The following is a 23,828-nucleotide window of genomic DNA, read 5'->3' as shown; positions in this document are numbered from 1 at the left end:
TGTCGGTGTCGGCTACGACAACTGCTCCGTGGTCGGGCGCCGCACGTCACGTGCGGCGGTCCCGTTCTAGTGCCTTACCGAGATCAGGTCGCGGGGGAAATGTCGCGCATCGATTCGCCTGATGGGTAAAGCGGCCAGACGAGCACGAGCACGACGATCGCGGCGACCAGCACGCCTGAGGCATGCGGGCGGCTAAAGGCGAAGCCGCCGCGATCGATCGGCTTGTCGAGCAGGTCGCCGACAGCCGCGCCGAGCGGTCGCGTCAGGATGAACGCGCTCTAGAACAGCAGCACGCGGTCGACGGACGTCCAGATATGCAGCGCCGCAATGACGGCCAGCACCGCGCCGAATATGATTGCCGCGCCGCCATAGCCCAGGCCGCCGGTATCGACGGTCCAGTCCCCCAACGCGGTGCCCAGCGTCTGCGAGAAAGTGATCGTGACCCAGTAGAACAGTTCCGCGCTAGGCTCATGGACGGTCGCGACCGACACTGATCCGAGCATCCGGTGCCAGAGCCACAATGACGCGGCGACGCACGCAAACAGGATCAGCGTACCGCCTGGATAACCGATCCCGAGCGAGCGGGTGGCGAAGTCCGCCAGCGTGGTCCCCGCCGTCGTCGAGGCGATGATCGTCGCCCAGTACAGGAAGGGACGGTATCGCTCGGCGGCGACCTGCAGCCAGACCAGCACGACTAGGATCGCCACGAATATCGCGGTACCGACGAGATAGCCGAGGTTCATCGACATGCTGACGGTATCGCCCGCCGTCTCGCCCAGTGTCGTCGCGAGGATCTTGATGATCCAGAACAGGAGTGTGACGGCCGGGACCTTCGCGAGCGCCTTGCGGTCGCCGACGGTCACGATATGCGCCCCGATCGTCTCGAAACCATGCGGAAACACTCGATGACGGCGACCGCGACGACCAGCACCGCGCAAGCCAGAATGGCGACATAAAAGCTAGGACAGGCCAGCGCAGATCGGTCCGCCGCGATACCATCGACGATACGCCCGTCGCCGCTGAAGTCGCAGCCACCACGGTCCACGGTTGGTTGCAACATCGGCGCGGCGGCGGCGCTCTGATCCGCAAAGTCGAGGCTGATCGCGGTCATCGACATGATCCTTCTCTGCTCGAGGGGGCACCCTGTTCGTAAAACGCCAGCAGATCGTCGAAATGATGATCCATCGTCCGGACCGGGCGCACCGCGCGCGGCGCGGAACGGGTCCGGGCAACGTTCAGGATCGCGTCGGCGGCAGCCTGCGCGTTGCCCGATCGGTACAATATCCCGTCGCCGGCTCGCGCGAGGTCTGCCGCGCCGCCGCGATCGGGCGCGATCAGGGGCAATCCGGACGCCAGCGCTTCGGCGGCGACGAAGCAGAAGGTCTCAGCTTCGCAGCCGTGGATCAGCGCGTCGGCGCTGGCCATCATCCGCGCCAGCGCGGGGCGATCGGTGGTCGGTTCGAGCAGGCGGACATGCGGATTGCCAGCGATCGCGTCGATCATCGGCCGCTGCCGCGATCCACCGCCGACGATCACCAGCCCGACCGGCGTGCGCGTACCCGCGATCGTTGCCGCCTGCGCGATCATCGGCCAGCGCTTCTCGGGCGCATGGCGTCCGACGCCGATAAGCAGCAGCGCATCTTCCGGCAATCCGCACAGAGCGAGCATCTCGCGGCGCACCGTCGCATCGCGCAGTGCGGGCGAAAACTGGCCCGGCTCGACCCCCATCGGATCGGTCAACACTTTCTGCAGTCCGCCGTCGCGCAACCGCCCGGTCAGGCTGTGGCTCGCGCTGACCACCATGTCGAAGCGTTGGTCCAGCCGGCGCAAATGCCGCCAATACCAGTCGAACGCGAGATCGATCGTCTGCGTAGTGGCGACCCCTTCGAACCAGCGATAGGCATAGGCCGAAAGCGGATCTGCATGCGCGATCAGCGACAGCCGCGCGCGGGCGCGTCGTCCGCTGCGCCAGTCGGCGACGATCGATGCGCTGCGCCACGGGGACGATACCTCGACGAGATCCGGATCCTCTTCGTCGAGCACCTGGTGCAGCGCGGCACGATCGGAGAAATACCGATAGGCGCGGTCGAGCGGGAATCGCGGCGACCGCACCCAGCGGATCGTCGCATTCAGCCCCCGCCGTTCGATGCCGTCGCGCTCGCCGGGTGCGACCACCACCATTTCGTGGCCACGTTCGGCGAAGGCGACGAGCTTGCGGTCGACATAGGTTCGCACGCCGCCACCGCTGGGCGTATAAAAGGCGCAGACATCGACGATCTTCATGACGACGCCCCCTGCTCCGGCCGCAAGTCGGAATAGCGCGCCACCGTGCGACGCGCCGACAGCGACCGAATCGTCCGATCGATACTGGTCATCAACGACTCCTTCGTGACGTCGCCGGGATGCACTGCGACCCTGAGGGTCGGCAGCCAATCCGGCAGCGCGCGCGCGGCTGCGGCGACCGCGAGCGAACTCGCGGTGCGTGCCGCCGACCGGCTCGCCCAGGTCACGACCGGTCCGCGCGCAACGATCTCACCCGTCGCCGGTCGCCAGACGCGGAAATGATCCTCTGCCAGCGCGAAGTCGCAGGATTTCAGCGCGGCCATCGCGCCCGGTCCGTAGAGCCATGCCGGGGCGATGAAGCCCGCAACTGGGCGGCCGATCGCGTCCTCGACCATGTCGCGACCGCGTCGCATGCGGTGCTCGGCCTCGTCCGCGCTCAACCCGAGGAACTCGCCTTCGCCTGCGGTCATGTAACGCGCCTTCAAACCGGCGGCGGCGGTCCGGTGATCGCTCGTGTCGCGGTGGACCCAGCCGTGCAGGAACATCTCGACGCCCGCATCCGCCCATGCGCGCAGCCGCCGGGCGAAGGTGGGCGCGCGGTCGAGCGGTGCAGCGCCCCAATGATCCGGGACGACCAGCATAGCAAAGCGCGGGCCGCCGAGAATGCCGCCGATCCTGTCGGCAAGACGCTCGACCGGGTCCGCGAACATTGGCGACACGTCGTGGATCGACACCACCAGGCGACGATCGGCGGGGCTGCGATCGCCTGCCAGAGGCCCGGATGCGGTCGTCGTCATAGTATTTCGGGAGCGTAGCTGCATGCCCCGGAGACGGCACCGACCCCGCCGAACCTCAGCCCCGTCCGATTTTTTCCGCGTGTTCCCGACCATTCTTTTGCGCGGTCCGTCGATCGAGGCTGCTGATGCTGTGATCTGGTGGCGTCCCAGAGGCATGAAAGACCTCGGCTCCCTCGCCGTCACAGCCTTGCCGTGCCCCGTCACCAGGATTTCGACCCCGAACGGGGCCGCGTGAGCGACGCTTTTCAGCGCGCGGCCCAGCACACGGTCTCGCCCGTCTCGACGCTGCAGCTCAAGCCGATCACAATGAGCAGGGGGTTCGCGTCGCGCGCCCTGACCCCATTGTTATCCGCGGCGATCCTTATCGCGGCCTTGTGGCAATTGCGTCATCTCGACGTGCGCGCGGTGATCGCCATGGTGCCGCGGGCGCCGCTGTTCTGGCTGTTGTTCGCGGCTGGCTATCTCGCGCTGCCGGCAAGCGAATGGGTGATCTATCGCCGCCTCTGGGCGCTGCCGCCGCGCGGTTTCCTCGCGTTGCTGCGCAAGCGGATCAGCAACGAGATCGTCGCGGGCTATTCGGGCGAGCTATATTTCTATGCCTGGGCGCGCAAGCATGCGTCGCTGGTGGGCAGCCCCTTCGGGACGATCAAGGATGTGTCGATCCTGTCCGCAGTCGTCGCCAACGCCTGTACGCTGGCGCTCGCGTTGGTCAGCTGGCCGTCGCTCGCGGCGCTGCATCTCGGCACGGATGCCAAGATGATCATCGTTTCGGCGGCCAGCATCGCGATCCCGTCGATCATCGCGCTGGTAATGCGCAAGCGGCTGTTCACGCTGCCGCGTCCGGAACTGAGCCGGATCGCGGTGATCCACCTGTTGCGCATCGTCACGACGACGGTCCTGTCGGCGGCGTTGTGGGCGGTCGCATTGCCGGCCGCGCCGCTCGCGTGGTGGCTGGTGCTCGCGACGTTGCGGCTGCTCGTGTCGCGGCTGCCGCTGTTGCCCAACAAGGACATCGTGTTCGCAGGGCTGGTCGCGTTCACGGTCGGCAGCGCGTTCCACATGGCCGCGCTGCTGACGATGATCGCCGCGCTCTGGCTGGTCACGCATCTCATGCTCGGCGCGGTGCTGACCGCCGTCGAACTGCTGAACCCGGAGCCCGTCCAGTGATCCTTCCGCTAGTGCTGTTCGCCGCCACGCTGCCCTCCACACCGGCGCTCGGGATCGAGGCGGCGCGATGCCGCCCGCACGAGCCGGGCCCCGCGATCCTCGTGACTGTCGAGGGCCTGAAGGATCGCACGGGAAACCTGCGCGCGGAAGTCTATCCGGCGGTCGAAGGGGACTTCCTTGCCGACGACAATGTGCTCGTGGCGCAGGGCAAGACGTTCCGCCGTACCGTAATCCCGGTCCCCCCGACCGGTCCGGCGCAGCTGTGTTTGCGGGTCCCTTCCGTTGGGGCCTACGCACTCAGCGTCGTCCACGCGCGCAGCGGCGGACATGGCTTCAGCCTGCTCCACGACGGCATCGGCTTTGGCAGCAATCCGCGGCTCGGTCATGCCAAGCCCGCCGCTGATCAGGCGCGGGTCGTCGCGCACGCCGGGATCACGCCGACGACGGTGGTGATGAACTATCGCAGCGGGCTGTTCTCGTTCGCGCCGCTCAAGCGCTGACGTCGGCACGCCACCAAAATATCCGCGATCCGCGAACGTGACATGCGGTTCCCCCGGCGCGGCAACGTCCTGTTTGGGACAACCCCGAAAGCAGGATGATCTCGATGTCGCAATCCATCGCCCACGCCTTGGCCTGCGTGGCGGCGCTGGTCGGATCCGCAGCATCGGTTCCCGGCGCGGCGGCCGTCGCGGGCCCGGCGGCCACCGTCTCGGTGCTGACCTACAACGTCCACGGGCTGCCCTGGCCGGTCGCCGAGGATCGTTCCGCTTCGCTGTCGGCGATCGCCGCGCAATTGCGCGCGATGCGGAGCGCTGGGCGTCAACCGGGCATCGTCGCGGTGCAGGAGGCCTTCGTACCCGATGCCAAGGCGATCGGCGCGGCGGCCGGCTATCGCTATGTCGCGTTCGGGGCGCCGGCCGGCGCGGCGGCGTCGCCCGAAACGTCCGGCGATCGGAGGTTCGTAGCGGCGGGCAGCATGCGGTACGGCGAAGGCGTCGGCAAACACGTCGGCAGCGGCCTCGCCATCTTCTCGGATTACCCGATCCTCGCCGTCCGCCGGATCAGCTACCCGGTCTGCGCGGGCTATGATTGCCTTGCCAACAAGGGCGCGATGGCGGCGCTGATCGCGATCCCCGGCGTTGCCGGCCCGGTCACGGTTGTCGACACGCACCTGAACTCGAACGGGGCAACCGGCGTATCGGAGCCACGCGCCCTCTATGCCTATATGCGGCAGATCGACGTGCTGAGCGATTTCGTCGGGTCGTTGTCGCGCACCGGCGGGACAATGTTCGTCGCGGGCGATTTCAACGTCGGCAATGATATCCAGCGGCGCGCATATTTTGCGCAGCACATGTTTGGCGGAACACCGACATTGACGGCCGGCTCGCTGCAGTGCCGAACGTCGCCCACCTGTCGCGTGACGCAGCCAGCCGACATCGCGCTGTCGACCCACCGGGCCAAGGATTGGCTGATGTACCGCCCCGCAAACGCGGTCATAGTCCGCCCCACCAGCCTGAGCGCGCCGTTCGGCCATTCCGGGCGAAATGCCATGCTGTCGGACCATGTCGGTATCATGATCGACTATCAATTGATCGGATCAGCGCACCGGCAAGCCCCGTCGGCGCTCTTGGCGAGCCGCTAGGAGCGCGAGGATACCACCAGCGAGACCGCGCTGCCGACATCGGCGAACCGCAGCGTGAAGCCGTGCAGGTCGGCGATCGCCTTGACCAGGCTGAGCCCGAGTCCGGCGCCGTCGCAATCCTGCCGGCCGCGGTAGAATCGCTGCGTGACCAGCGACCGCTCGGCGATCGGTACGCCTGGCCCGTCGTCGGCCACGGTCATGACCACGCGCTTGCCGTCCTGCCGCAACGACAGCAGGACACGACCGCCCGCGGGGCCGAACTTCATCGCGTTGTCGATCAAATTCGAGACCGCTTCCATCAACAGGCTCGCATCGCCCTCGACAGAGGCGGCCCCGGCGATGTCGCAGGTGAGGTCGATCCCGCGATCCTCCGCGGTCGGGCGGTGAAGCTCGCACGCATCCTCCGCCAACCGCGCGAGATCGACCGCGGCGAAGCGGCTGCGACGGGCTTGATCCTCCAGCTCGCGGATCCGCAGCAGCGCAGCGACGATCCCGAGCAGGGTGTCGACCTCCGCCAGCGCGGCATCCGCGACCGCCTCGAACTGCGTACGGGTATGCGCCTCGCGCAGGCCACGCTCGACGCGTGCGCGTAAACGGGTCAGTGGTGTGCGCAATTGGTGAGCGATGTCGTCGCCGACGCCGCGAACCTCGGTCACGAGCAGCTGGAGCCGGTCGAGCATTGCATTGATGTGCGCGCAGAGCAGCCCGAAGCTGTCGGGATCGGGCCCGACCGGCAGGCGCTCCGCCAGATCGCCCGCGACGATCCGTGCGGTGAGTTTGCGCACCGCATCGACCTGACGCGCCGCGCGCCGCCCGGCCGCGAGTCCGAAGCCAATCGCCAGCAGGATCGCGGGGATCAACGCGATCGCCAGCGACCGCTCGACCACTCGCAACGCCTCCTCCGCATCGTCGAGATCGACACCGGTGACCAGCCGCGATCCGTCGGGCATCGCGCACACGACCAGCCGCGCGGTATCGCGGGTCTTGCCCGGCAGTTCGGTCGTCTCGACGGCGGCGATCACCGATCCTCGCGTGAACGCCGGCACGGGCAGGCGCGCGATATTGCCGTCGATCAACGTGCCATCGGCGGCAAACAGCGCGAGGAAGCGATCGCGGTGGATATCGCGGCCGAGCATCGCGCGCACTTCGGACCGTCGCGCGGGCGCGGCCATCGCGGCGAGACCGCGGCAATCGCGGACGAAGCCGCGTTCGGCCATGCGCCGGTGACTGCCGTTGGCGAGCGCCCAGAACAGCCCAGCGACGACCAGCGACTGGACGATCAGCAACGCCGCGATCGCCCCGCCCCACCGCCATGTCGCGCGCGCGCGCGGGTTAGAGCGGGACATCGAACACATACCCCTGCCCGCGGACGTTGCGGATCAGTTGCGGCTCGCCCTCGCCGTCGATCTTGCGCCGCAGCCGGCCCATATGGACGTCGACGACGTTGCTGTTGGGCTCGAAAGTATAGCCCCATACGTCGCGCAACAGCATCGACCGCGTGACGATCCGGTCGGGGCGGCGCACCAGATATTCGAGCAGCTTCAGTTCGCGCGGCAACAGGTCGAGTGCGCGCGCCGACCGCGTCGCGGTCCCCGCCAGCAGGTCGAGATCGAGCGGGCCAACGATCAACCGTGTGTCGCGCGTTTCGTTGGGCCGCCGCAGCAACGCCTCGACGCGCGCGATCAGTTCGACCAGCGCGAACGGCTTGGGGAGATAGTCGTCGCCGCCCGCGCGCAACCCCCGCACGCGGTCGTCGAGACTGCCGAGCGCGCTGAGCACGAGTGCGGGCGTCCGCCTGCCCTCGGCGCGCAGCCGCGCGATCAGGTCGAGCCCCTCGCCATCGGGAAGCTGGCGATCGACGATCAACAGGTCGACGCCGTCATCCTGCGCCGCGATGAAACCGTCCGCGAGCAGCGCGTGATGCGTCACCGCATAGCCGTTCGCCGCCAGCTCGAGCGTGATCTCGTGCGCGGTGCCGGCATCGTCCTCGATCAGCAAGATATGCGTCATGCGACCAGTTCGCAGTCCGGGGGACGCGCCGTCAATTGAATTGCAGTTCAGACTCTGAACGCGGATTTAATCGACGCGCCGCCGACCGCTCCGCTACCGATTTTCCAGGGATATGTCCTTGGAGAAGCACGTAATGCGGATTGTTGCCTTGGCCCTCATGGCTGGCGCCGTCATGCCGACCGCCGCGTCTGCGCAGACCCCGGCCGGCACCGCGATCTCGCTCGACCGGCTCGCGCAGGACGTCGTCGCCAACAATCCGGAACGGCAATTCTATCAGCGTCAGATCGAGACCGCGGGCGTCGAGCGCTCCGCCGCAGGACGCTGGGCCGACCCCGAGACAGTCGTCGAGTTCGGCCAGCGCCGCGCCGACGACCGCACCACCGGCATGCCCCTCGGCGACGGGCTGACCTATGCCGTCTCGGTGGTCCAGCCGATCGAGTTCGGCGGCCGCATCGCGCTGCGCCGGGCGATTGCGGAACGGCAGGTGGAGCTCGCCAAGATGGGTCTCCAGCAGTTCGACGCGACGCTGGCGGCGCGGGCGCGGACGTTGGGCTATGCGCTGTTTGCTGCCGACGAGAAGGCGGGTGTCGCGCGCGAAGTCGCGACGCGGATGCGGGCACTGGCGCGCGTGATCGTCTCGCGCGATCCCGCCGGCCCCGCGCCGCGCCTCGAAGCCGCCTCGCTCCAGGCCGGCGCGATCAGTGCGGAGCGGACCGCGGCGATGGCGGATGCCGAGGCGAACTCGGCGCTGTACGAACTCAACCAGTTGCGCGGCGCGCCGTTCGCCGCGCGGCTGCGGATCGTCCGCCCCGACATGTCGCTCCCCGATCTCCCCTCGGGCACGACCTTGGCCGCCAACGCCACCGCGAACAATTTCGAGCTGAAGGCCCTCCGCGCGCAATTCGAGCAGCAAGGCCTGCGCGTCGATCTCGCGCGGAAGGCGCGCATCCCGACCGTCGGCATCGGCCCCTATTACGACCGTGCGCGATCGGACATCCGCGAGACCAACTACGGCGTGCGCCTTTCGACGACGATCCCGCTGTGGAACCGGCAGGCCGGCGAGGTCGCGGTCGAGCAGGGACGCCAGGCGCAGGCGAACGCAACGCTGGTCAATGCCGAACGCCGGATCGCGCGCAACGTGTTCGACCAGGCCGCGCAATATGAGGCGAAGCGATCCGCGCTCGGCAAATGGGATGGCAACACGCCGCGCAGCTTTGCCGATGCCGCCGAGGAGGCGAACCGCAACTTCCAGCTCGGGGCGATCCCGCTCGCGATCTACATGCAGATGCAGCAATCCTATATCGAGGCGACCAACGCCGTGCTCGACACGCGGCGCGAGGCGATCGAGGCGCTGCTCCAGCTGCGTGCGCTCAACGGCGGCACCGCGCTCGCCCGATGATCGCCAGCTTGCTCGACTTCGTCACGCGGCGCCGGCTGGCGATCGCGGTGGTGACCGCGCTGATCGCGGCGGTCGGCCTGTGGTCGTTCGCCAATCTCCAGATCGACGCGATCCCTGACATCACCGGGGTCCAGGTGCAGGTCAACACCATGGTCCCCGCGCTCGCACCCGAGGAGATCGAGCGGCTCGCGACGCTGCCGATCGAGCGCGCGATGGCGGGCCAGCCGGGGCTCGAGGAAACGCGGTCGTTGACCAAGACCGGGCTCAGCCAAGTGACGTTGCTCTACAAGGACGGCACCGACCAGATGCGCGCGCGCCAGCTCGTCACCGAGCGGCTGAACGCGGTCCGCGACCAGTTGCCGCCCGGCGCCTCGCCGCAGCTCGCGCCGATCACCACCGGGCTCGGCGAGATCTATTACTATACGCTCGAATGGAAGCACGCGCCCGCGGGCATGGATGCGCAGCGCCAGTTGATGGAACTGTACGAGGCGCAGGAATATACGGTTCGGCCGATGCTGCGGGCAGTGACTGGCGTCGCCGACGTCAACACCAATGGCGGTCTCGAACAGCAGTTCGTCGTCGAGCCCGATCCGCGCCGCCTCACGATGCACGGCGTGACCGCGGCCGAGCTCGCGCAGGCGGTCGGCAAGAACGTCGAGAATGCGGGCGGCGGCATTATCGCGCGCGGCGCCGAGCGCTTCACCGTACTCACCAACGGCCGCGTGACCAGCGCGACCGATATCGGCGCGATCCCGGTCAAGTTCGCGGGCGGGATCCTCCCGCTCCAGGTCCGTGATCTCGCCGACGTCGTGATCGGATCGGCCCCGCGCCAGGGCGCCGCGACGCAGAACGGGCGGGAGACCGTGCTCGGCACCGTGATGATGCTGGTCGGGCAGAACAGCCGCGAGGTTGCGCTGCGGGTGCAAGAGGCGCTGCCCGATATCCAGTCGGCGCTGCCCAAGGGCATGGTCGTCCACCAGCAATATAGTCGCGCCGATCTGGTCGACAGGACGATATCGACGGTCGAGCATAATCTCGGCGAAGGCGCGCTGCTCGTCGCGCTCGTGCTGCTGCTGGTGATGGGCAATTGGCGCGCGGCGCTGATCGTAACGATCGTCATCCCGCTCGCCTTCCTTGTCACGGTGTCGGGGATGCATGCGATTGGCGTGTCGGGAAACCTGATGAGTCTCGGCGCGCTCGATTTCGGGCTGATCGTCGACGGCGCGATCGTGGTGGTCGAGAACAGCCTGAGGCTGCTCGCCGAACGCCGCCGCGCCAAGGGCGAGGACCTCACGCCCGACGAACGCCGCGAAACCGTGGCGGACGCCGCGCGGATGGTCGCGCGTCCGACGATGTTCGGCATCGCGATCATCGCGCTGGTCTATGTGCCCGTGCTCAGCCTCGGCGGGGTCGAGGGCAAGCTGTTCCAGCCGATGGCGCAGGCGGTGATGCTGGCGATCTTCGCCGGCCTCGTCTGGACGTTCACCGTCGTCCCCGCGCTGTCCGCCTGGCTGCTCCGCGCCCCCGCGAGCGAGCAGGACGACACCCGCCACGAGGGTCTGATCGGGCTAGCCGAGCGCGGCTATGCGCCGACGCTGGAGCGCGCGCTCGCGCATCCCAAGCTGCTGGTGATCGGCGCGCTGGTCATGCTGGCCGTGACGTTCGGCGTGTTCAAGACGCTCGGATCGCAGTTCACGCCGCAGCTCGACGAGGGATCGATCACCGCGATGGTCTATCGCCCGGTGGGCATGTCGCTCGAACGCAGCCTGGCGATCGAACAGGAAACCGAACGCCGGATCCGCCGCCAATTCCCGCAGGTCAGCCACATTTTCTCGCGGATCGGCACCAGCGAGGTCGCGACCGATCCGATGCCACCCAACGAGAACGATCTTTACATCTTCTACGCACCCGAAAAGGACTGGCCGGCGAGCGACGGCAAGCCGAAGACCAAGGACGAACTCGTCGCGGGGATCGAGAAGATCGGCCGGCAGGTCTACAAGGGCCAGAGCTTCGAGTTCGCGCAACCGATCGAGATGCGCTTCAACGAGATGCTCGAAGGCGTGCGCGCCGACGTGTCGGTGAAGATCTTCGGCGAGGATTACGACGTGCTCGAACGCGCCGCCAAGCAAGCCAAGGCGATCCTCGACAAGCAACCCGGCACCGAGCATGTCGAGTTCGAAACTGCGGGCCGTCCCAAGAGCATAGTCGTCGAACTCGATCACGCGGCGATGCTGCGGCTCGGCCTCGGCACCGCTGAAGTGAACACGGCGATCACCGATGCGATCGCCGGTGCCGAAGTCGGCTTCATCCCCGAAGGCGAGGCACGGCACATGATCGTCGTCCGCATGCCCGAAAGCCTACGCGCCGATCCCACCGCGATCCTCGCTCTGCCGTTGCGCGTCGGCGAGTATGGCATGGTGCCGCTGTCGCGCGTCGCCCGGCTGCGCGTGACGCCAAAGGTCGAGCCGATCCTCCACGACGGCGGCAAGCGTCGCGCCGCGCTGATGGTGACGCTCAACACCAGCGATCTCGCCGGCTATGTTGCGAAAGCGCGCGCCGCGGTCGACGGCCAGGTCAAGCTGCCGCCGGGCTACCGGATCGAGTTCGGCGGCCAGTTCCACCAACTCGAAGCCGCGCAGAAGCGCCTGTCGATCGTCGTGCCTGCTGCGCTCGTGCTGATCTTCCTGCTGGTCTACGCCGCGCTCGGCAGCGTGAAGGAAGCGGCGATCGTCTATACCGGCATCCCGTTCGCGGTGACCGGCGGCGTGCTCGCGCTGTGGCTGCGCGGGATGCCGTTCTCGATCACCGCCGCGATCGGCTTCATCGCTCTGTCGGGGATCGCGATGCTCAACGGGCTGGTGCTGGTCGACCACATCAACTCATTGCGCGACGGCCGCGACGGCGACCCGCGCACCGTCGACGACGCGGTCCGTGAAGGTGCACGCGATCGCCTCCGCCCGGTGCTGTCGACCGCGTTGGTGGCGTCGATCGGCATCGTCCCGATGGCGATCGCGAGCGGAGCCGGCGCCGAGGTACAGCGCCCGTTGGCGACCGTGGTGATCGGCGGGATCGTCACGTCGACGCTGCTGACGCTGTTGTTGCTGCCGAGCCTGTATCGTTGGTTGGTCCGGGAGCGCGCGCCCGCCATGCAGGCCGAACGCGTAGACCCGGCCCTCTGATCATCGATGCAGACGGACGTGATCCCCAATACCACTGCACCGCTTGCGGTGACCTGGTCGCGAACGTCTTCGCTGGCGGGCTTCGGCGAGAAAGCGCGCCCGGCGCCAGCGCTCGCCGCGTGGGTCCGCGTGCACCTGACCTATTGGTGGCGGCACCGGCGGCAATTGTCGATCGACCGACCGCGACGGTTCACCGAGTTCGTACAGCGACGCAAATTGGTCGATCGCGATCCTCGCATCCCGCAGATGATCGACAAGATAACCGTAAAGCCATTCGTCGCCGCCATGCTTGGCGCGGATTGGGTGACCCCCACCCTCTGGTCGGGCGAAATACTGCCTGACCAGATCCCCTTCCCCGGCCCGTTCGTCGTGAAATCGCGTCACGGCTGCAACCAGTGCCGCATCGTCCGGGATGCGGCGGACGACTGGAACGCCGTCCGCTCGGCGGCAGCGGCATGGATGCGACGGCCCTACGGCCTCTGGCTCGACGAATGGGGCTATCGTGATGTGCCGCGCGGCATATTGATCGAACCCTTTGTCGGCGAGGGACCAGCGCTGCCGATCGATTACAAGCTTTACGTGTTTCACGGCAGGGTCGAGGCGATCCAGGTTCACGTCGCTCGTGAGACATGCCACCGATGGGTGATCTTCGATCGGGATTGGCGCGGCATGTCGACCGATGCCGATCGTCTCGATGTCCGGCCGCCGATCAGCTTGCCACTCATGGTCGAGGGGGCAGAAGCCTTGGGACGCGGGTTCGAATTCGTCCGTGTCGACTTCTACGACGCAGGCATCATACCCCGATTTGGCGAAATGACATTTTACCCCGGCTCAGGCCTTGATCCGTTCGATCCGCCTCGATTGGACGAATTGCTCGGTGATCATTGGAATCAAATCGGCGTCGACTAGGTAACTGCCAACCGGCGTCTCGGCTGAGGCCCGGTTCAATCCTGAACGTGAAGGAGCCACGTCGGTCGATATGGTCGAAATTCCGCTAACAGGATTCTTGCTCTTAACGGCGACGGGATCAGGTCCGTAAAACAGTTATCTCCATACGCTGACCGGATAGCCGGAACGGCTGAACCATAGTCGGCCATTCGCACGCCCTCACGCGCTTCGCGACTTCAGACGCTCGTTCATCTTCGCGCCATGATGCTTTTGGCTGCTTCTCTCTCCGTCATTACTATCGTGACTGCGAGGATAGCGGCCAGTGCGGTCGTTTGAGGACGTGTCGCGGTAGCCCTCCCGCTTGGGCGGTAGATCCCAAGTGGCATTCGTTGACAGTGAAGTCATCATCGTTCGGAAATGATCAGAAACCATTGGACTATGGTAGCGCTATCGATATCTATGGAAAAAACGATAATAGTGGGAGAGCGGCTATGGGATTCGGCACCCGCATGAAAGCCGTCGGTCGATGGATTGGGCTCCCTTTTTCGTACCTCTCTACCTTGACGATTTGCACGATCTCGCCCGCGCCGGCGCAGGCGCATGTCATGGTTTCTATCGCCGCCCTGGCGCAGCCCGACCCGCTCGTCATTGGTACGGGTAGACTTCCCGGAGCAAGCGCGACCCAGGCTTCTACCCTGACCGCGCGTGCCGCAGTGGCCGCAACGGGTGAAGCCAAGTGACACGGGCCGTGTTCGTCGCACTTGCGCTGCTGGTGAGCGCGCCGCTGGGAGCGCAGGATCCCGCTCCCGAGCAACCGCCGCACTACTCTGTGATCAAGCTCTGGCCCAACGGCGCGCCGGGATCATCTGCGCACCGTGGCGAGGCCGAGATCGCGCGCGACTATTGGGTTCGCAACATCCACGATCCGTCGCTGATCGCCTTCCCCGCCGCACCTGCGCATCGCAACGGGGCGGCGGTGGTGATCATGCCGGGCGGCGGCCACAAATTGCTCGTGTGGACCAATGAAGGCACCAAGGTCGCGACCGCGCTAAATCGCATGGGCGTTACCGCGTTCGTGCTGAAATACCGGCTCGCGAACGAGCCTGGCTCGACATACTCGGTCGAGGGCGACGCTGCGGACGATGCGCGGCGTGCGCTGCGCTGGGTTCGCGCACATGCCTCTGACTATGGCATCGACCCGGCGCGCGTCGGTGCGATGGGCTTTTCAGCCGGCGGAGAACTCGTGTCGCTGATCGCGGACAATCCGGCGCCTTCGGAACGTACCGCCGTCGATGCCGTCGACAAACAATCCGCCCGCCCCGATTTCCAGGTGCTCGTCTTCCCCGGACCGCGTGGGATACCAGCCGCCGCGGTCAAGAACGCGCCGCCGGCCTTCCTGGTCGCCGGCAGTCGCGATCCCTGCTGTGCGGCACCCACGGTCGCGCTCTACGAACAGCTTCGGAAGAGCGGCGTGTCGGCAGAATTGCACATGTATGCGGATAGCGGCCATGCGTTCAACCTCGACGAGTCGGATCGAATCTCGATCCTGCATTGGCCGGATCGCCTGCAAGACTGGCTGGCCGACGGCGGCTGGCTTGCTCCCCGAACGGCGAAGTGAGGTGCAGATGGTACCGCTCGATCGGACCGAGCATCCCGGGCCGCGCCCTGCCGTCTCCACCACTGCACCGGCATTGCCGGACTTCGGCAACTCGCGTGAAATCCGCTGTCCATTCCAGTATCCAGTTCGGGTCATGATGTCCGCCGTCGACATGTTCGCGTGGTCGAAGACGACATCGTCCGCATCGTGTTTGCTTCCGCAGGAACAGGTGATGGCATCATGATGCGGATGATGATGTTCGGTGCTGCGGCGATCGCCGTTTTCGCGCCCGCAAGAGCCGATCCGACCCATGCAGCCGACGCGTTTTCCGTGGTCGTAGAGGTAGATGCCGGTCGCCCAGAACGGCCCGTCGAACCGGTGTGGCGGTTCTTCGGCGCAGACGAGCCGAACTATGCGACGATGAAGGACGGGCGAACGACGCTGGCGACGCTAGGCAAACTCGCGCCCGAACACGTATATTTCCGCGCCCATAACCTTTTCACCTCCGGCGATGGCACCCCTGCGTTGAAATGGGGGTCCACTGGTATCTATTCGGAAGATTCGCGCGGCCGCCCAGTCTACAACTGGACCGTGGTAGATCGGATTTTCGACACGTACCGCGCGCGTGGCGTCAAACCCTATGTCGAGCTCGGTTTCATGCCCGAGGCGATGTCGACCAAGCCGATCCCCTATCAGCATGATTGGCGGCCGGGCAGCGGCGCGTTGCGCACCGGCTGGGCCTATCCGCCGCGCGACTACGGACGGTGGGAGGAATTGATCTATCAGTGGGTGCGTCACTGCATCGACCGCTATGGCCGCGAAGACGTCGCGAGCTGGTATTTCCAGACCTGGAACGAAGCCAATCTGCCGCAATATTACTGGGGCGGTACGCGTGGGGAATTCTTCCGGCTTCACGATGCCGCGGTCCGCGGCGTCCGGCGGGCGATGCCGGAGGCGCGCGTCGGAGGACCGGACAATGCCGGCGCCGGCGACGATTTTCTTACGGCATTCATGGCACACGTACAGGCGTCGGGCACGCCCACCGACTTTCTGTCCTTCCATGCAAAGGGTCAGCCCCTACTCGTCGAGGATGGGACTGGCGGTCATGTCCGCATGGGCTTGAACACCCACCTCAAAGCCGCCGAGCACGAGTTCACGGCGATCAGCGCCAACCCGGCATTCAGAGACAAACCGATCGTCATCGGCGAATCCGATCCTGAAGGCTGCGCGGCGTGCCAGGGGCCGGCCAACGCTTACCGCAACGGAACCATGTATTCGAGCTACACCGCCGCATCGTTCCCGCGGCTGCTTGCGCTTGCCGAGCGCCGTCACCTCAAACTCGAAGGCATCCTGTCATGGGCCTTCGAGTTCGAGGATCAGGCACCGTTCGCACGCTTTCGCCAATTGACTTCGAACGGCATCGACCTGCCGATCATGAACATGTTCAAGATGTTCGCGCGAATAAAAGGTCGGTACGTGCCGGCCGTGTCCGACCATCAGGTCGCGTTGGACACCGTGATGCGCGACGGCGTGCGCGGCATCGCGGATGTCGGCAGCATCGCCAGCCTCGACGGCGACGCGCTGTCGGTCCTCGTCTGGCACTATCACGACGATGATCTACCGGGGCCGAAAGCGGCGGTACAACTGCGGCTTCACCGATTGCCGGGCGTCTTTGCCAGGGGCGCGGTGATGACCCACTACCGGATCGACGCCAGCCATTCGAACAGTTTCGCCGTTTGGCAGGCCATGGGATCGCCGCTCGCCCCGACGAACGAACAGCGTGCCGCGCTGTTGAAGGCCGCCGAACTCGCGACCATGAACCCCAAACCCAAGCAGCTTATGGCTCGCAGTGGTGACGCCAAGCTGACGTTCGACCTGCCGCGCCAAGGCGTCTCGTTACTGGTCATTACCCCAGCCTCGCGTGAAACCGGACGTCGGCGGATCGTGAGCAGCCGTCGATGAGACGCCGGGCGGTCGCGATCTGCGGGCCTCGATTGGACGGGCATCGAATTAAACCGCCACAATACGCCTTCGACGAATAATTGCGGGTCGCGGAAGTGCATGTGGCACAGACCCGCCCACCGAGAGAGGATCGCCTGTGCCTGACTATCGTAGAATATCCATGGCTCCGCTGGTGCTGCTGATCGGGTGTGGGCCGACGGCCCCCGCCTCGGCGCCAGCCGGCCCCGACACATCCGCGTTGCCGGTCAACTACGGGACGGCGACCCCCACCGCATCCAAGCCCTTTAAGATCAATCCCGTCGCCTCGTTTGATTCGCCTTGGGCGCTGGCCTTTCTGCCGGATCAGAGAATGCTGGTTACCGAAAAACCCGGCAGGTTGTGGCTGGTCACCGCGGCGGGCGTAAAAACGCCGATCACTGGCGTGCCGCGCGTACACTTTGAAGGACAGGGCGGATTGCTGTTCGTCGCCACTGCGCCGAACTTCGCGCAGAGCCGGCAAATCTATCTTACATATTCCGAACCTGGCGAAGGCGGCGATGGCTTGGCGCTTGCCCGGGCAACGCTCGATCTCGGCGCGGCTCGACCGACGCTCAAAGGCCTTCAAGTCCTATGGCGGCAACTGCCCCGCGGCAATGGCGGGCAGTTCGGCGGCTACATCGCGTTCTCACCGGACGGGCGCTATCTTTTCCTTACCTCCGGCGAGAGGCAGCGGTTTACCCCGGCGCAGGACCCCGACCAGGCGCTTGGGAAGATTCTGCGACTGACGCTGGACGGCAAGCCTGCGCCCGGCAACCCCGGCGCGGGTAAGGTTGGCGCCACGACGATTGGCATCATCGATCCGCCGGCAAATACCGGTTCCGCCGCGACCGCGCCGGTGCGCAGGGCCACGATACCGGGCCCGAACCTGACCCAGGCGGAGACATGGACGACCGGTCATCGAAACCCCTACGGGCTGGCGTTCGATGCGAAAGGTCGCCTTTGGTCGACCGAAATGGGTCCGCAGGGCGGTGACGAGTTGAACCTGATCGAACCGGGCAAGAACTATGGGTGGCCGGTCGTGTCGTACGGCAAGAACTACGACGACACGCCGATCGTCTCTCCTGTCGGAAAGGCGAAATTCCAGCAGCCGGCGCTGTATTGGACCCCGATCATCGCTCCGGCCGGGCTCGCCTTTTATGACGGCACGATGTTTCCGCAGTGGCGCGGCTCCGCGTTCGTCGGTGGACTGGCATCTGAAGCGCTAATCCGCATCGCGTTCGACGGCGTGGTCCCCAGCGAAGCGGAGCGGTGGACGATGGGCGCGCGGATCCGCGCGGTCATGGCCGGCCCAGACGGGGCGCTATGGCTGCTGGAAGACGGATCTGGCGGGCGACTGCTCCGCCTGTCATCCAATCGCGCAGGGTGAGCGTTCGACAGGGGTAGCAGCATCAAATCTGCCGAGGGGCGCCAGGTCCGACGCGTGGTTTATGGCTCGACGAACGACTTAAAGGCCGCATGGACCCAGTTGCGGGAATTTGGGCGCCCTTACCCGCTTGCAAACTTGTAGTAAAAAGTCGTGATCGCTTGTGGTCAACGATTCTACCAGTGTCAGGTGCCGTGCGTCGCTTGCATGGGATGCTCGCTTCTCTATCCGCTAGGCTGCCCGGCTGATTCTATTCTCGAGCAGCCCGGCGATACGGCAACTCTCAACTGGCCGGCTAAATAGGTAGCCCTGGATGTTACCGCAGCCCTCGCCGCGCAACAGGTCGAGCTGGTGGGTATCTTCGACCCCCTCTGCGGTCGTTTCCATGTGCAGCGCGGTCGCCAGGTCGACGATCGCGCGGACGATCGCCGCGGCGCTCGGATCGCTGGCGATGCTGGTGATGAACGAGCGGTCGATCTTGATCTTGTCGAACGGGAAGCTGCGCAAGTAGCTGAGCGACGAATAGCCGGTGCCGAAATCGTCGAGCGCGACGCGGATCCCCATCGCCCGCAGCTTGTGCAGCAACGCAATCACCGGCCCCTCGCCGTCGAGGAACACCGATTCCGTGATCTCGATCTCGAGCCGGTCGGGCGCCAGGCCACTATGGGCGAGCGCCTGAAGTATGATCGCCTGGAATCCGGTGTTGCGGAACTGCAGCGGCGAAACGTTGACCGCGACGCGCACATGCTCGGGCCAGTGCATCGCCTGACGACAGGCCTCTTGCATGACCCATTCGCCGATTGCGATGATCAGCCCGGTATCCTCGGCGATCGGGATGAATTCGACGGGAGGAACGATGCCGCGCTGCGGGTGATGCCAGCGCACCAGTGCTTCGAACCCGCCGATCCGGTCCGCTTTCAGGTCGAACACTGGCTGGTAGTTGAGGACGAACTGGCCTTCCTTGATCGCCTCGCGAAGGTCGAGTTCGACTTGCCGACGCCAGCGCGCCGCGGCGTCGAGCGCGGGTTCGAAGAAGCGGAACACACCGCGACCGTCTTCCTTCGCAAAATACAGCGCGAGGTCGGCATTCTTGAGCAGTTCATCTGCGTCCTTGCCGTCAACCGGACCGATCGCGATGCCGATGCTGACCGCCGTCGCGATCTGGTGGCCATCGGCTTCGACGGGCTGGCGCATCATGTCGAGAATGCTCTGCGCTAGTACGCGCGGCCGATCGGCATCAAACTGGCCCGACAGGATCACCGCATATTCGTCCCCGCCAAGCCGCGAGACCAGCCCGTCGGGCGCGACCTCGCTCAGCATCGTGCCGATCGCTTTCAGCAACGCATCGCCGACCGGATGGCCGAGCGTGTCGTTCACGCCTTTGAAGCGATCGAGATCGAGACACAGCACCGCTATCCCTCCGCCGGTACGCCCGGCCTGAAGGATTGCCTGGTCGAGCGACTGGCGAAAATAGGTCCGGTTTGGCAGGCCGGTGAGGACATCGTGGAATGCGAGATGCGTGATCCGGTTCTCACGTTCGAGGATACCGACCGACATCCGATTAAAGCTGGCGGCGAGCCTGCCGATCTCGTCGCGACCTTTCACGACGATATTGGCTCGACTCCCCTCCTCCAGCGCGCGCGCTGCGGCGTCCAGCGCGGCGATCGGTCCGGCGATCCCCCTTGCCAGACGCCGGCTGCCGAGCACGACGAGGATCAGGCCGGCTAGCCCTGCAAGCGCGATGCCCGCCTGCAACGGCAGATACGGGGTCAGTGCGGCGTTGAGCGGATAGCGGATCAGGATCGCCGCCTGCGGTCGACGCGTCAGACCGGCCAGCGGCTTGGCGATAGCGAACGCGCGGCCGGTTGACAGGTTGAGCGTGGCAAGCGTTCGCGTCGATTGCGATGCATCAACCAAATTGTCGATCGCTGACGCCGATCCGATCGACCTGTCTGCCGCGTGCCAGCGCCCTGCACCATCGCTGCGCAAAATGGTCGCGATCAGCGGGATCGCGGACAGCCGTTCGAGCGCGTGCATCTCGGTGGCGTCGAGTCGCACCGCGAACACCACCCAGCCCACCTGCGTCGGTGCCATCACCGGTGACAGGATCAGTCGGTATACCTGCCCCGCCACGACCACCACCGCGTCGCGCCGTCCGTCCGGAACCGCGAAGGGAAACCGGGCGACCGTCGCCGCAAGTGCGCCTGAGGGGCCGGTAACCTGACCGTCCTGATCGACCACGAACGCGGCGGTAACCTCGGCCCGGTGGGAGATATTAACGAGCGCGGACGCGATCGTCGGCTGATCCCCGCTGGCAACCGCAGCGCGAAATCCGAAATCTCGTGATAACAGGTCGGCCGACGCGATCAGCGACTGCGACCTGAGTGTCCAGATCCGGTCGTAGACGCTGCCGCTGGCAATAAGTTCTTGACGCACGGAATCACGCGCGTGCGTCCAGATCATCGCCTGAGCGACGCCCGCGAGCAGCACCAGGGTCACCGCGAACAGGCTCGCATACAGCACCGACAGCTTGGTCCGGAGATGGCGGAACCGCGGCAGGCGCAGGCTCATCACCGGTGCAGCACGAAGGTCGTGGCAAAGCCGGTGGCGGCGACGTCGATCGGCTGGGACGCGGTGCTGCCAGGCGCGCGGATCGAAGGGTGCCAGACGCGGACCGTGCCAATCCCCGCGGGTATACCGGTAATGCTGACATGCCCCGCCTGGTCGGTCAGTGCGGCAAACGGCGTGGCTGTGACGAACACGAACCCGCTCATCGAATCATGAATGTTGCAGCCGAGCGGGACAACGCCCGGACGATCGAAGAGGACAGTCCGCGCATCCTCCCGCCCGTAGAGTTTCAGGTCGAATTTCTTGGTCTTGGAAAACGAATAGACGTGATGACGGACCCGGTCGCGGTTGGGGAAGCCGACCGTCGCGCCGACGGGGACGATCAGCACATGCGGCTGAAACGCGATGTCGCGCTGTTCGATCAGATAAGGCCCGCGCACCGTCACCCCCGGCGCTTTAGGCGTCTCGATCGTGACTACCGCGCCGATCAGAGGCTTCCCGTCGAAGCCAAGGACATCGATCGCCACCGTGGCGGCATGCGCAGCCATGGGCAACGCAAGCGCGGCGATCATCGAAATCAGACGGAAGACGGAAGCGTGCATAGACCGTCCTCTAACGGTCGGAAGATTGCGAACCCGTAAACGTCATCGATGCTCGCCCTCGTCATTTTTGACCAAGCTACGCGATGATGGCCGGGCATGGGAGACCGAGAATTAACCAATGGTCTCCATGGGATGCCAGATGATTCGCATTTCGCCTTCGACCGTCGCCGGGTACATCGCCAAGGCCGTAGTGGCGACCGCCGTCGTGACAGCGACCCCAACCGAGGCGCACGAGGGTCGCGCGGGCGGCAAGCTGATGCTGACCAACGGCGTCAGCTCGATCGAGGGCAGTTCGGGCGGCGGCATCTCCACCTGGGCGGTGATCGCCGGTAACGAAACCGTCGATGGGATCGGCGGGTCCGCGCACGTCTCCGCCATCCTGCTGCCGGACTACCGGTGGGAAAGCCATGGCGCGGCTATCGGCATTCGCGACCGGCTAGAACTGAGTTATGCCCGACAGAATCTTGACACGCGGGACGTCGGTGAGAAGCTTGGTATCGGCCGTGGCTATACGCTCAATCAGGACGTGTTCGGTGCCAAGCTGCGTGTCGCCGGAGATGCAATCTATGGCAGCGCCTACCTGCCGCAGATCGCGATCGGCGTGCAGTACAAGCACAATCTTGATCCGCAGATTGTCGCCGCGGTCGGCGGGCGCCACGCCAGCGGCACCGATATCTATGTGGCTGCCACCAAGCTCCTCCTGCGGCAGAGCATCCTGCTGGGCACCACCATCCGCTACACCAAGGCCAACCAGAACGGCCTGCTCGGGTTCGGTGGTGATCGCGGCGCAAACCGCACCATCCAGGTCGAGGGCACGCTCGGCTATCAGATCTCGCGCCAACTAATCGTCGGTGGCGAATACAGGTCGAAACCCGACAATCTAGGGTTTGCCAAGGAGAATGAGTGGAAGACCGCCTATGCCGCTTATGCGATCAACAAAAACGTGACCGCGACTGCGGCCTATGTCGATCTCGGATCGATCGCGACGGCGGAGCGCCAACGCGGCGGCTTCCTATCGCTCCAGACCGCCTTCTAAGGGACGTTTCCCATGCTTCTGCTTGCCCTGTTCCTCCTCATCCAGACGGCACCCGCGCCGACGGGCGAGGATCCGGTCGCGCCCTATGCAGTTAGCGATACCAATGCCGGCGGCAGTCGGTTCAAGGGAGTTGCCATGCTCGAGGCGTTTCACGGCGTGGCCGGTATCGACCGGATCGTCGACGATCTGGTAACGACGAGCCAAGGCGATCCGCGGATCGGCGACATCTTCAAGGGGCAGGACATGATCCGCCTCCGCCGCACGCTGAAGGAGCAGTTTTGCGTCCTATTGAACGGCAGCTGCCACTACACCGGTCGCGATATGGCGACTGCGCACAAGAACCTCGGGATCCAGGCCAAAGACATGAATGCGCTGGTTGAAAACCTTCAGGCCGCCATGCGTCACGAGGGTGTGACATTTCCAGCCCAAAACGCCTTCCTCGCCAAGCTTGCGGTAATGAAGCCGAACGTGGTCACCCGTTAGAAAACTGACCTAATCCCAAACATTCAGAAGCTCTTTTTAGCTCCCAACTTCGGCCGCTCGTTTACATTGCGGCAGCGATCGTCGGAGCGGCAGGGTTTGGGACTTTCCTGCCGATCGTCACCTTTACCGGGGAATGGCCGGTTTAGCGGAAACCGGGCTTCCTAAAGCGGCCAAGTTAGCCTTCGTGGAGACTGAATTTTTGCCGATTGAGGACCGCTTGTTCTTTGCCGTCATTTACCAAAAGCAGGCAGTCCCACACCGCCGCAATCGCGGGTCAATCGGCTGTTTGGCCGACAATTTTGATGCGTTCAATCGTGCTGCGGGTGTCCGCTCAGCATCAGTTGCCCGTCAGCGAGAAAGTCTTTGCCACTACAATCGTGAGGCTGTCTTCATGCGGGACCTCGTCGAAGGTTCCGTCGGGATTTGCCGTGTCACGGAGCCCACGCCATTTATGCGCGTATTCCAACCCAACTCCGAGCCCCGCTTCCTCGTCTACGGAGGTGTAGCAACTATAAGGCTTCCCTTCCACACCCGGTGGTTGTGGACCGGTTACGCAGCAAGGTTGCGGCACTTCGCACGTCGCTCGGCGCCGAAGCATACGCAGAGAAGATCCGCATCAGTTTCTTTTCAAGCTGCCGTACTTGTGGTGCATGTCGCGTCTATCACGATCTCCTGGCCAAGGCCTTTGAACCGCGCCGGGTTTGTCGGAGGCTCCAACTCCTGAGAAGGTGGAGCCATGACGAGCAAGACGACGAACAAGTTTGCGCCCGAAGTCCGCGAGCGGGCGGTACGGATGGTTTTCGATCACGAGCG

The 23,828-nt window shown here is 65.4% G+C and carries 19 protein-coding genes and 1 pseudogene; 11 read left to right on the top strand and 9 right to left on the bottom strand.

Annotated elements, in window-relative coordinates; all coding sequences use genetic code 11:
- Positions 1-83: 83 nt before the first annotated feature.
- From SPHN_RS00100 to SPHN_RS00085, 4 genes and pseudogenes are all read right to left on the bottom strand, one after another.
- Positions 84-863, bottom strand: a pseudogene (locus SPHN_RS00100) (COG4705 family protein).
- Positions 860-1,111: a hypothetical protein gene (locus SPHN_RS00095; protein ID WP_248520440.1), complete on the bottom strand. Its 252-nt coding sequence runs from the start codon at positions 1,109-1,111 to the stop codon at positions 860-862. The pseudogene SPHN_RS00100 and the gene SPHN_RS00095 overlap by 4 nt, the downstream one beginning before the upstream one ends.
- Entirely contained in the window at positions 1,108-2,283 is a 1,176-nt protein-coding gene (locus tag SPHN_RS00090) for a glycosyltransferase (RefSeq protein ID WP_248520439.1), read from the bottom strand. Before SPHN_RS00090 ends, SPHN_RS00095 begins: the two co-directional genes overlap by 4 nt.
- On the bottom strand, positions 2,280-3,080 hold the full coding sequence (locus tag SPHN_RS00085) for a DUF2334 domain-containing protein (RefSeq protein WP_248520437.1): 801 nt from the start codon (positions 3,078-3,080) through the stop codon (positions 2,280-2,282). The genes SPHN_RS00090 and SPHN_RS00085 overlap by 4 nt, the downstream gene beginning before the upstream one ends.
- Positions 3,081-3,311: 231 nt before the next feature.
- Between SPHN_RS00085 and SPHN_RS00080 the strand changes: the two genes are divergently transcribed.
- The 3 genes from SPHN_RS00080 to SPHN_RS00070 all read left to right on the top strand — a co-directional run bounded on the left by SPHN_RS00080 (position 3,312) and on the right by SPHN_RS00070 (position 5,889).
- Positions 3,312-4,247, top strand: a complete 936-nt coding sequence (locus SPHN_RS00080; protein ID WP_248520436.1) for a hypothetical protein — start codon at positions 3,312-3,314, stop codon at positions 4,245-4,247.
- Positions 4,244-4,747, top strand: a complete 504-nt coding sequence (locus SPHN_RS00075; protein WP_248520435.1) for a DUF2141 domain-containing protein — start codon at positions 4,244-4,246, stop codon at positions 4,745-4,747. Before SPHN_RS00080 ends, SPHN_RS00075 begins: the two co-directional genes overlap by 4 nt.
- A 104-nt stretch (positions 4,748-4,851) precedes the next feature.
- A complete protein-coding gene (locus tag SPHN_RS00070) occupies positions 4,852-5,889 on the top strand; it encodes an endonuclease/exonuclease/phosphatase family protein (RefSeq protein WP_248520433.1) in 1,038 nt (345 codons plus the stop codon).
- On the opposite strand, the gene SPHN_RS00065 is transcribed toward SPHN_RS00070, so the two are convergent.
- The gene (locus SPHN_RS00065; RefSeq protein ID WP_248520432.1) at positions 5,886-7,235 is read right to left on the bottom strand and encodes a sensor histidine kinase; all 1,350 of its coding nucleotides are present in this window, start codon (positions 7,233-7,235) and stop codon (positions 5,886-5,888) included. The genes SPHN_RS00070 and SPHN_RS00065 overlap by 4 nt on opposite strands.
- The gene (locus SPHN_RS00060; protein WP_248520430.1) at positions 7,222-7,899 is read right to left on the bottom strand and encodes a response regulator transcription factor; all 678 of its coding nucleotides are present in this window, start codon (positions 7,897-7,899) and stop codon (positions 7,222-7,224) included. The genes SPHN_RS00065 and SPHN_RS00060 overlap by 14 nt, the downstream gene beginning before the upstream one ends.
- 118 nt (positions 7,900-8,017) lie before the next feature.
- Between SPHN_RS00060 and SPHN_RS00055 the strand changes: the two genes are divergently transcribed.
- The 6 genes from SPHN_RS00055 (at position 8,018) to SPHN_RS00030 (ending at position 18,329) form a co-directional block, all read left to right on the top strand.
- Positions 8,018-9,298: a TolC family protein gene (locus SPHN_RS00055; protein ID WP_432715033.1), complete on the top strand. Its 1,281-nt coding sequence runs from the start codon at positions 8,018-8,020 to the stop codon at positions 9,296-9,298.
- Entirely contained in the window at positions 9,295-12,477 is a 3,183-nt protein-coding gene (locus SPHN_RS00050) for an efflux RND transporter permease subunit (RefSeq protein WP_248520429.1), read from the top strand. The genes SPHN_RS00055 and SPHN_RS00050 overlap by 4 nt, the downstream gene beginning before the upstream one ends.
- A 129-nt stretch (positions 12,478-12,606) precedes the next feature.
- Positions 12,607-13,386, top strand: coding sequence for an ATP-grasp fold amidoligase family protein (locus tag SPHN_RS00045; protein ID WP_349238457.1), 780 nt, complete (start codon positions 12,607-12,609; stop codon positions 13,384-13,386).
- Between the two features lie 727 nt (positions 13,387-14,113).
- On the top strand, positions 14,114-14,983 hold the full coding sequence (locus SPHN_RS00040) for an alpha/beta hydrolase (RefSeq protein ID WP_248520426.1): 870 nt from the start codon (positions 14,114-14,116) through the stop codon (positions 14,981-14,983).
- Positions 14,984-15,202: 219 nt separating this feature from the next.
- Entirely contained in the window at positions 15,203-16,924 is a 1,722-nt protein-coding gene (locus SPHN_RS00035; RefSeq protein ID WP_248520424.1) for a GH39 family glycosyl hydrolase, read from the top strand.
- 160 nt (positions 16,925-17,084) lie between these two features.
- The gene (locus SPHN_RS00030; protein WP_282580365.1) at positions 17,085-18,329 is read left to right on the top strand and encodes a PQQ-dependent sugar dehydrogenase; all 1,245 of its coding nucleotides are present in this window, start codon (positions 17,085-17,087) and stop codon (positions 18,327-18,329) included.
- Positions 18,330-18,557: 228 nt separating this feature from the next.
- Here SPHN_RS00030 and SPHN_RS00025 read toward each other — a convergent pair whose 3' ends face one another.
- Complete coding sequence (locus SPHN_RS00025) at positions 18,558-20,897, bottom strand: putative bifunctional diguanylate cyclase/phosphodiesterase (RefSeq protein ID WP_248520422.1); 2,340 nt, start codon at positions 20,895-20,897, stop codon at positions 18,558-18,560.
- Positions 20,897-21,496 carry a methylamine utilization protein gene (locus tag SPHN_RS00020; RefSeq protein ID WP_248520420.1) on the bottom strand — a complete coding sequence of 200 codons (600 nt, stop codon included), beginning with the start codon at positions 21,494-21,496 and terminating at the stop codon, positions 20,897-20,899. Before SPHN_RS00020 ends, SPHN_RS00025 begins: the two co-directional genes overlap by 1 nt.
- A 139-nt stretch (positions 21,497-21,635) precedes the next feature.
- On the opposite strand from SPHN_RS00020, the gene SPHN_RS00015 reads away from it, so the two are divergent.
- Positions 21,636-22,532, top strand: a complete 897-nt coding sequence (locus SPHN_RS00015; RefSeq protein ID WP_248520418.1) for a DUF3034 family protein — start codon at positions 21,636-21,638, stop codon at positions 22,530-22,532.
- 12 nt (positions 22,533-22,544) lie between these two features.
- Positions 22,545-23,015, top strand: a complete 471-nt coding sequence (locus tag SPHN_RS00010; RefSeq protein ID WP_248520416.1) for a group I truncated hemoglobin — start codon at positions 22,545-22,547, stop codon at positions 23,013-23,015.
- Between the two features lie 616 nt (positions 23,016-23,631).
- Here SPHN_RS00010 and SPHN_RS00005 read toward each other — a convergent pair.
- Positions 23,632-23,828 (bottom strand): hypothetical protein (locus SPHN_RS00005; protein ID WP_248520415.1); only part of this gene is annotated, 197 nt, incomplete at its 5' end.

The sequence above is a fragment of the Sphingomonas faeni genome, from assembly GCF_023195535.1.
Lineage (GTDB): Bacteria > Pseudomonadota > Alphaproteobacteria > Sphingomonadales > Sphingomonadaceae > Sphingomonas > Sphingomonas faeni_B.
Note: the sequence above shows the minus strand (reverse complement) of the source record. Positions and strands in the feature narration are given on the sequence as shown.

Coding starts and splice junctions, on each gene's coding strand:
- SPHN_RS00065 (WP_248520432.1), bottom strand. CDS start 7,235: ATGTCCCGCTCTAACCCGCGCGCGCGCGCGACATGGCGGTGGGGCGGG.
- SPHN_RS00035 (WP_248520424.1), top strand. CDS start 15,203: ATGATGCGGATGATGATGTTCGGTGCTGCGGCGATCGCCGTTTTCGCG.
- SPHN_RS00025 (WP_248520422.1), bottom strand. CDS start 20,897: ATGAGCCTGCGCCTGCCGCGGTTCCGCCATCTCCGGACCAAGCTGTCG.
- SPHN_RS00010 (WP_248520416.1), top strand. CDS start 22,545: ATGCTTCTGCTTGCCCTGTTCCTCCTCATCCAGACGGCACCCGCGCCG.
- SPHN_RS00060 (WP_248520430.1), bottom strand. CDS start 7,899: ATGACGCATATCTTGCTGATCGAGGACGATGCCGGCACCGCGCACGAG.
- SPHN_RS00090 (WP_248520439.1), bottom strand. CDS start 2,283: ATGAAGATCGTCGATGTCTGCGCCTTTTATACGCCCAGCGGTGGCGGC.
- SPHN_RS00095 (WP_248520440.1), bottom strand. CDS start 1,111: ATGACCGCGATCAGCCTCGACTTTGCGGATCAGAGCGCCGCCGCCGCG.
- SPHN_RS00085 (WP_248520437.1), bottom strand. CDS start 3,080: ATGACGACGACCGCATCCGGGCCTCTGGCAGGCGATCGCAGCCCCGCC.
- SPHN_RS00030 (WP_282580365.1), top strand. CDS start 17,085: ATGGCTCCGCTGGTGCTGCTGATCGGGTGTGGGCCGACGGCCCCCGCC.
- SPHN_RS00070 (WP_248520433.1), top strand. CDS start 4,852: ATGTCGCAATCCATCGCCCACGCCTTGGCCTGCGTGGCGGCGCTGGTC.
- SPHN_RS00015 (WP_248520418.1), top strand. CDS start 21,636: ATGATTCGCATTTCGCCTTCGACCGTCGCCGGGTACATCGCCAAGGCC.
- SPHN_RS00050 (WP_248520429.1), top strand. CDS start 9,295: ATGATCGCCAGCTTGCTCGACTTCGTCACGCGGCGCCGGCTGGCGATC.
- SPHN_RS00020 (WP_248520420.1), bottom strand. CDS start 21,496: ATGCACGCTTCCGTCTTCCGTCTGATTTCGATGATCGCCGCGCTTGCG.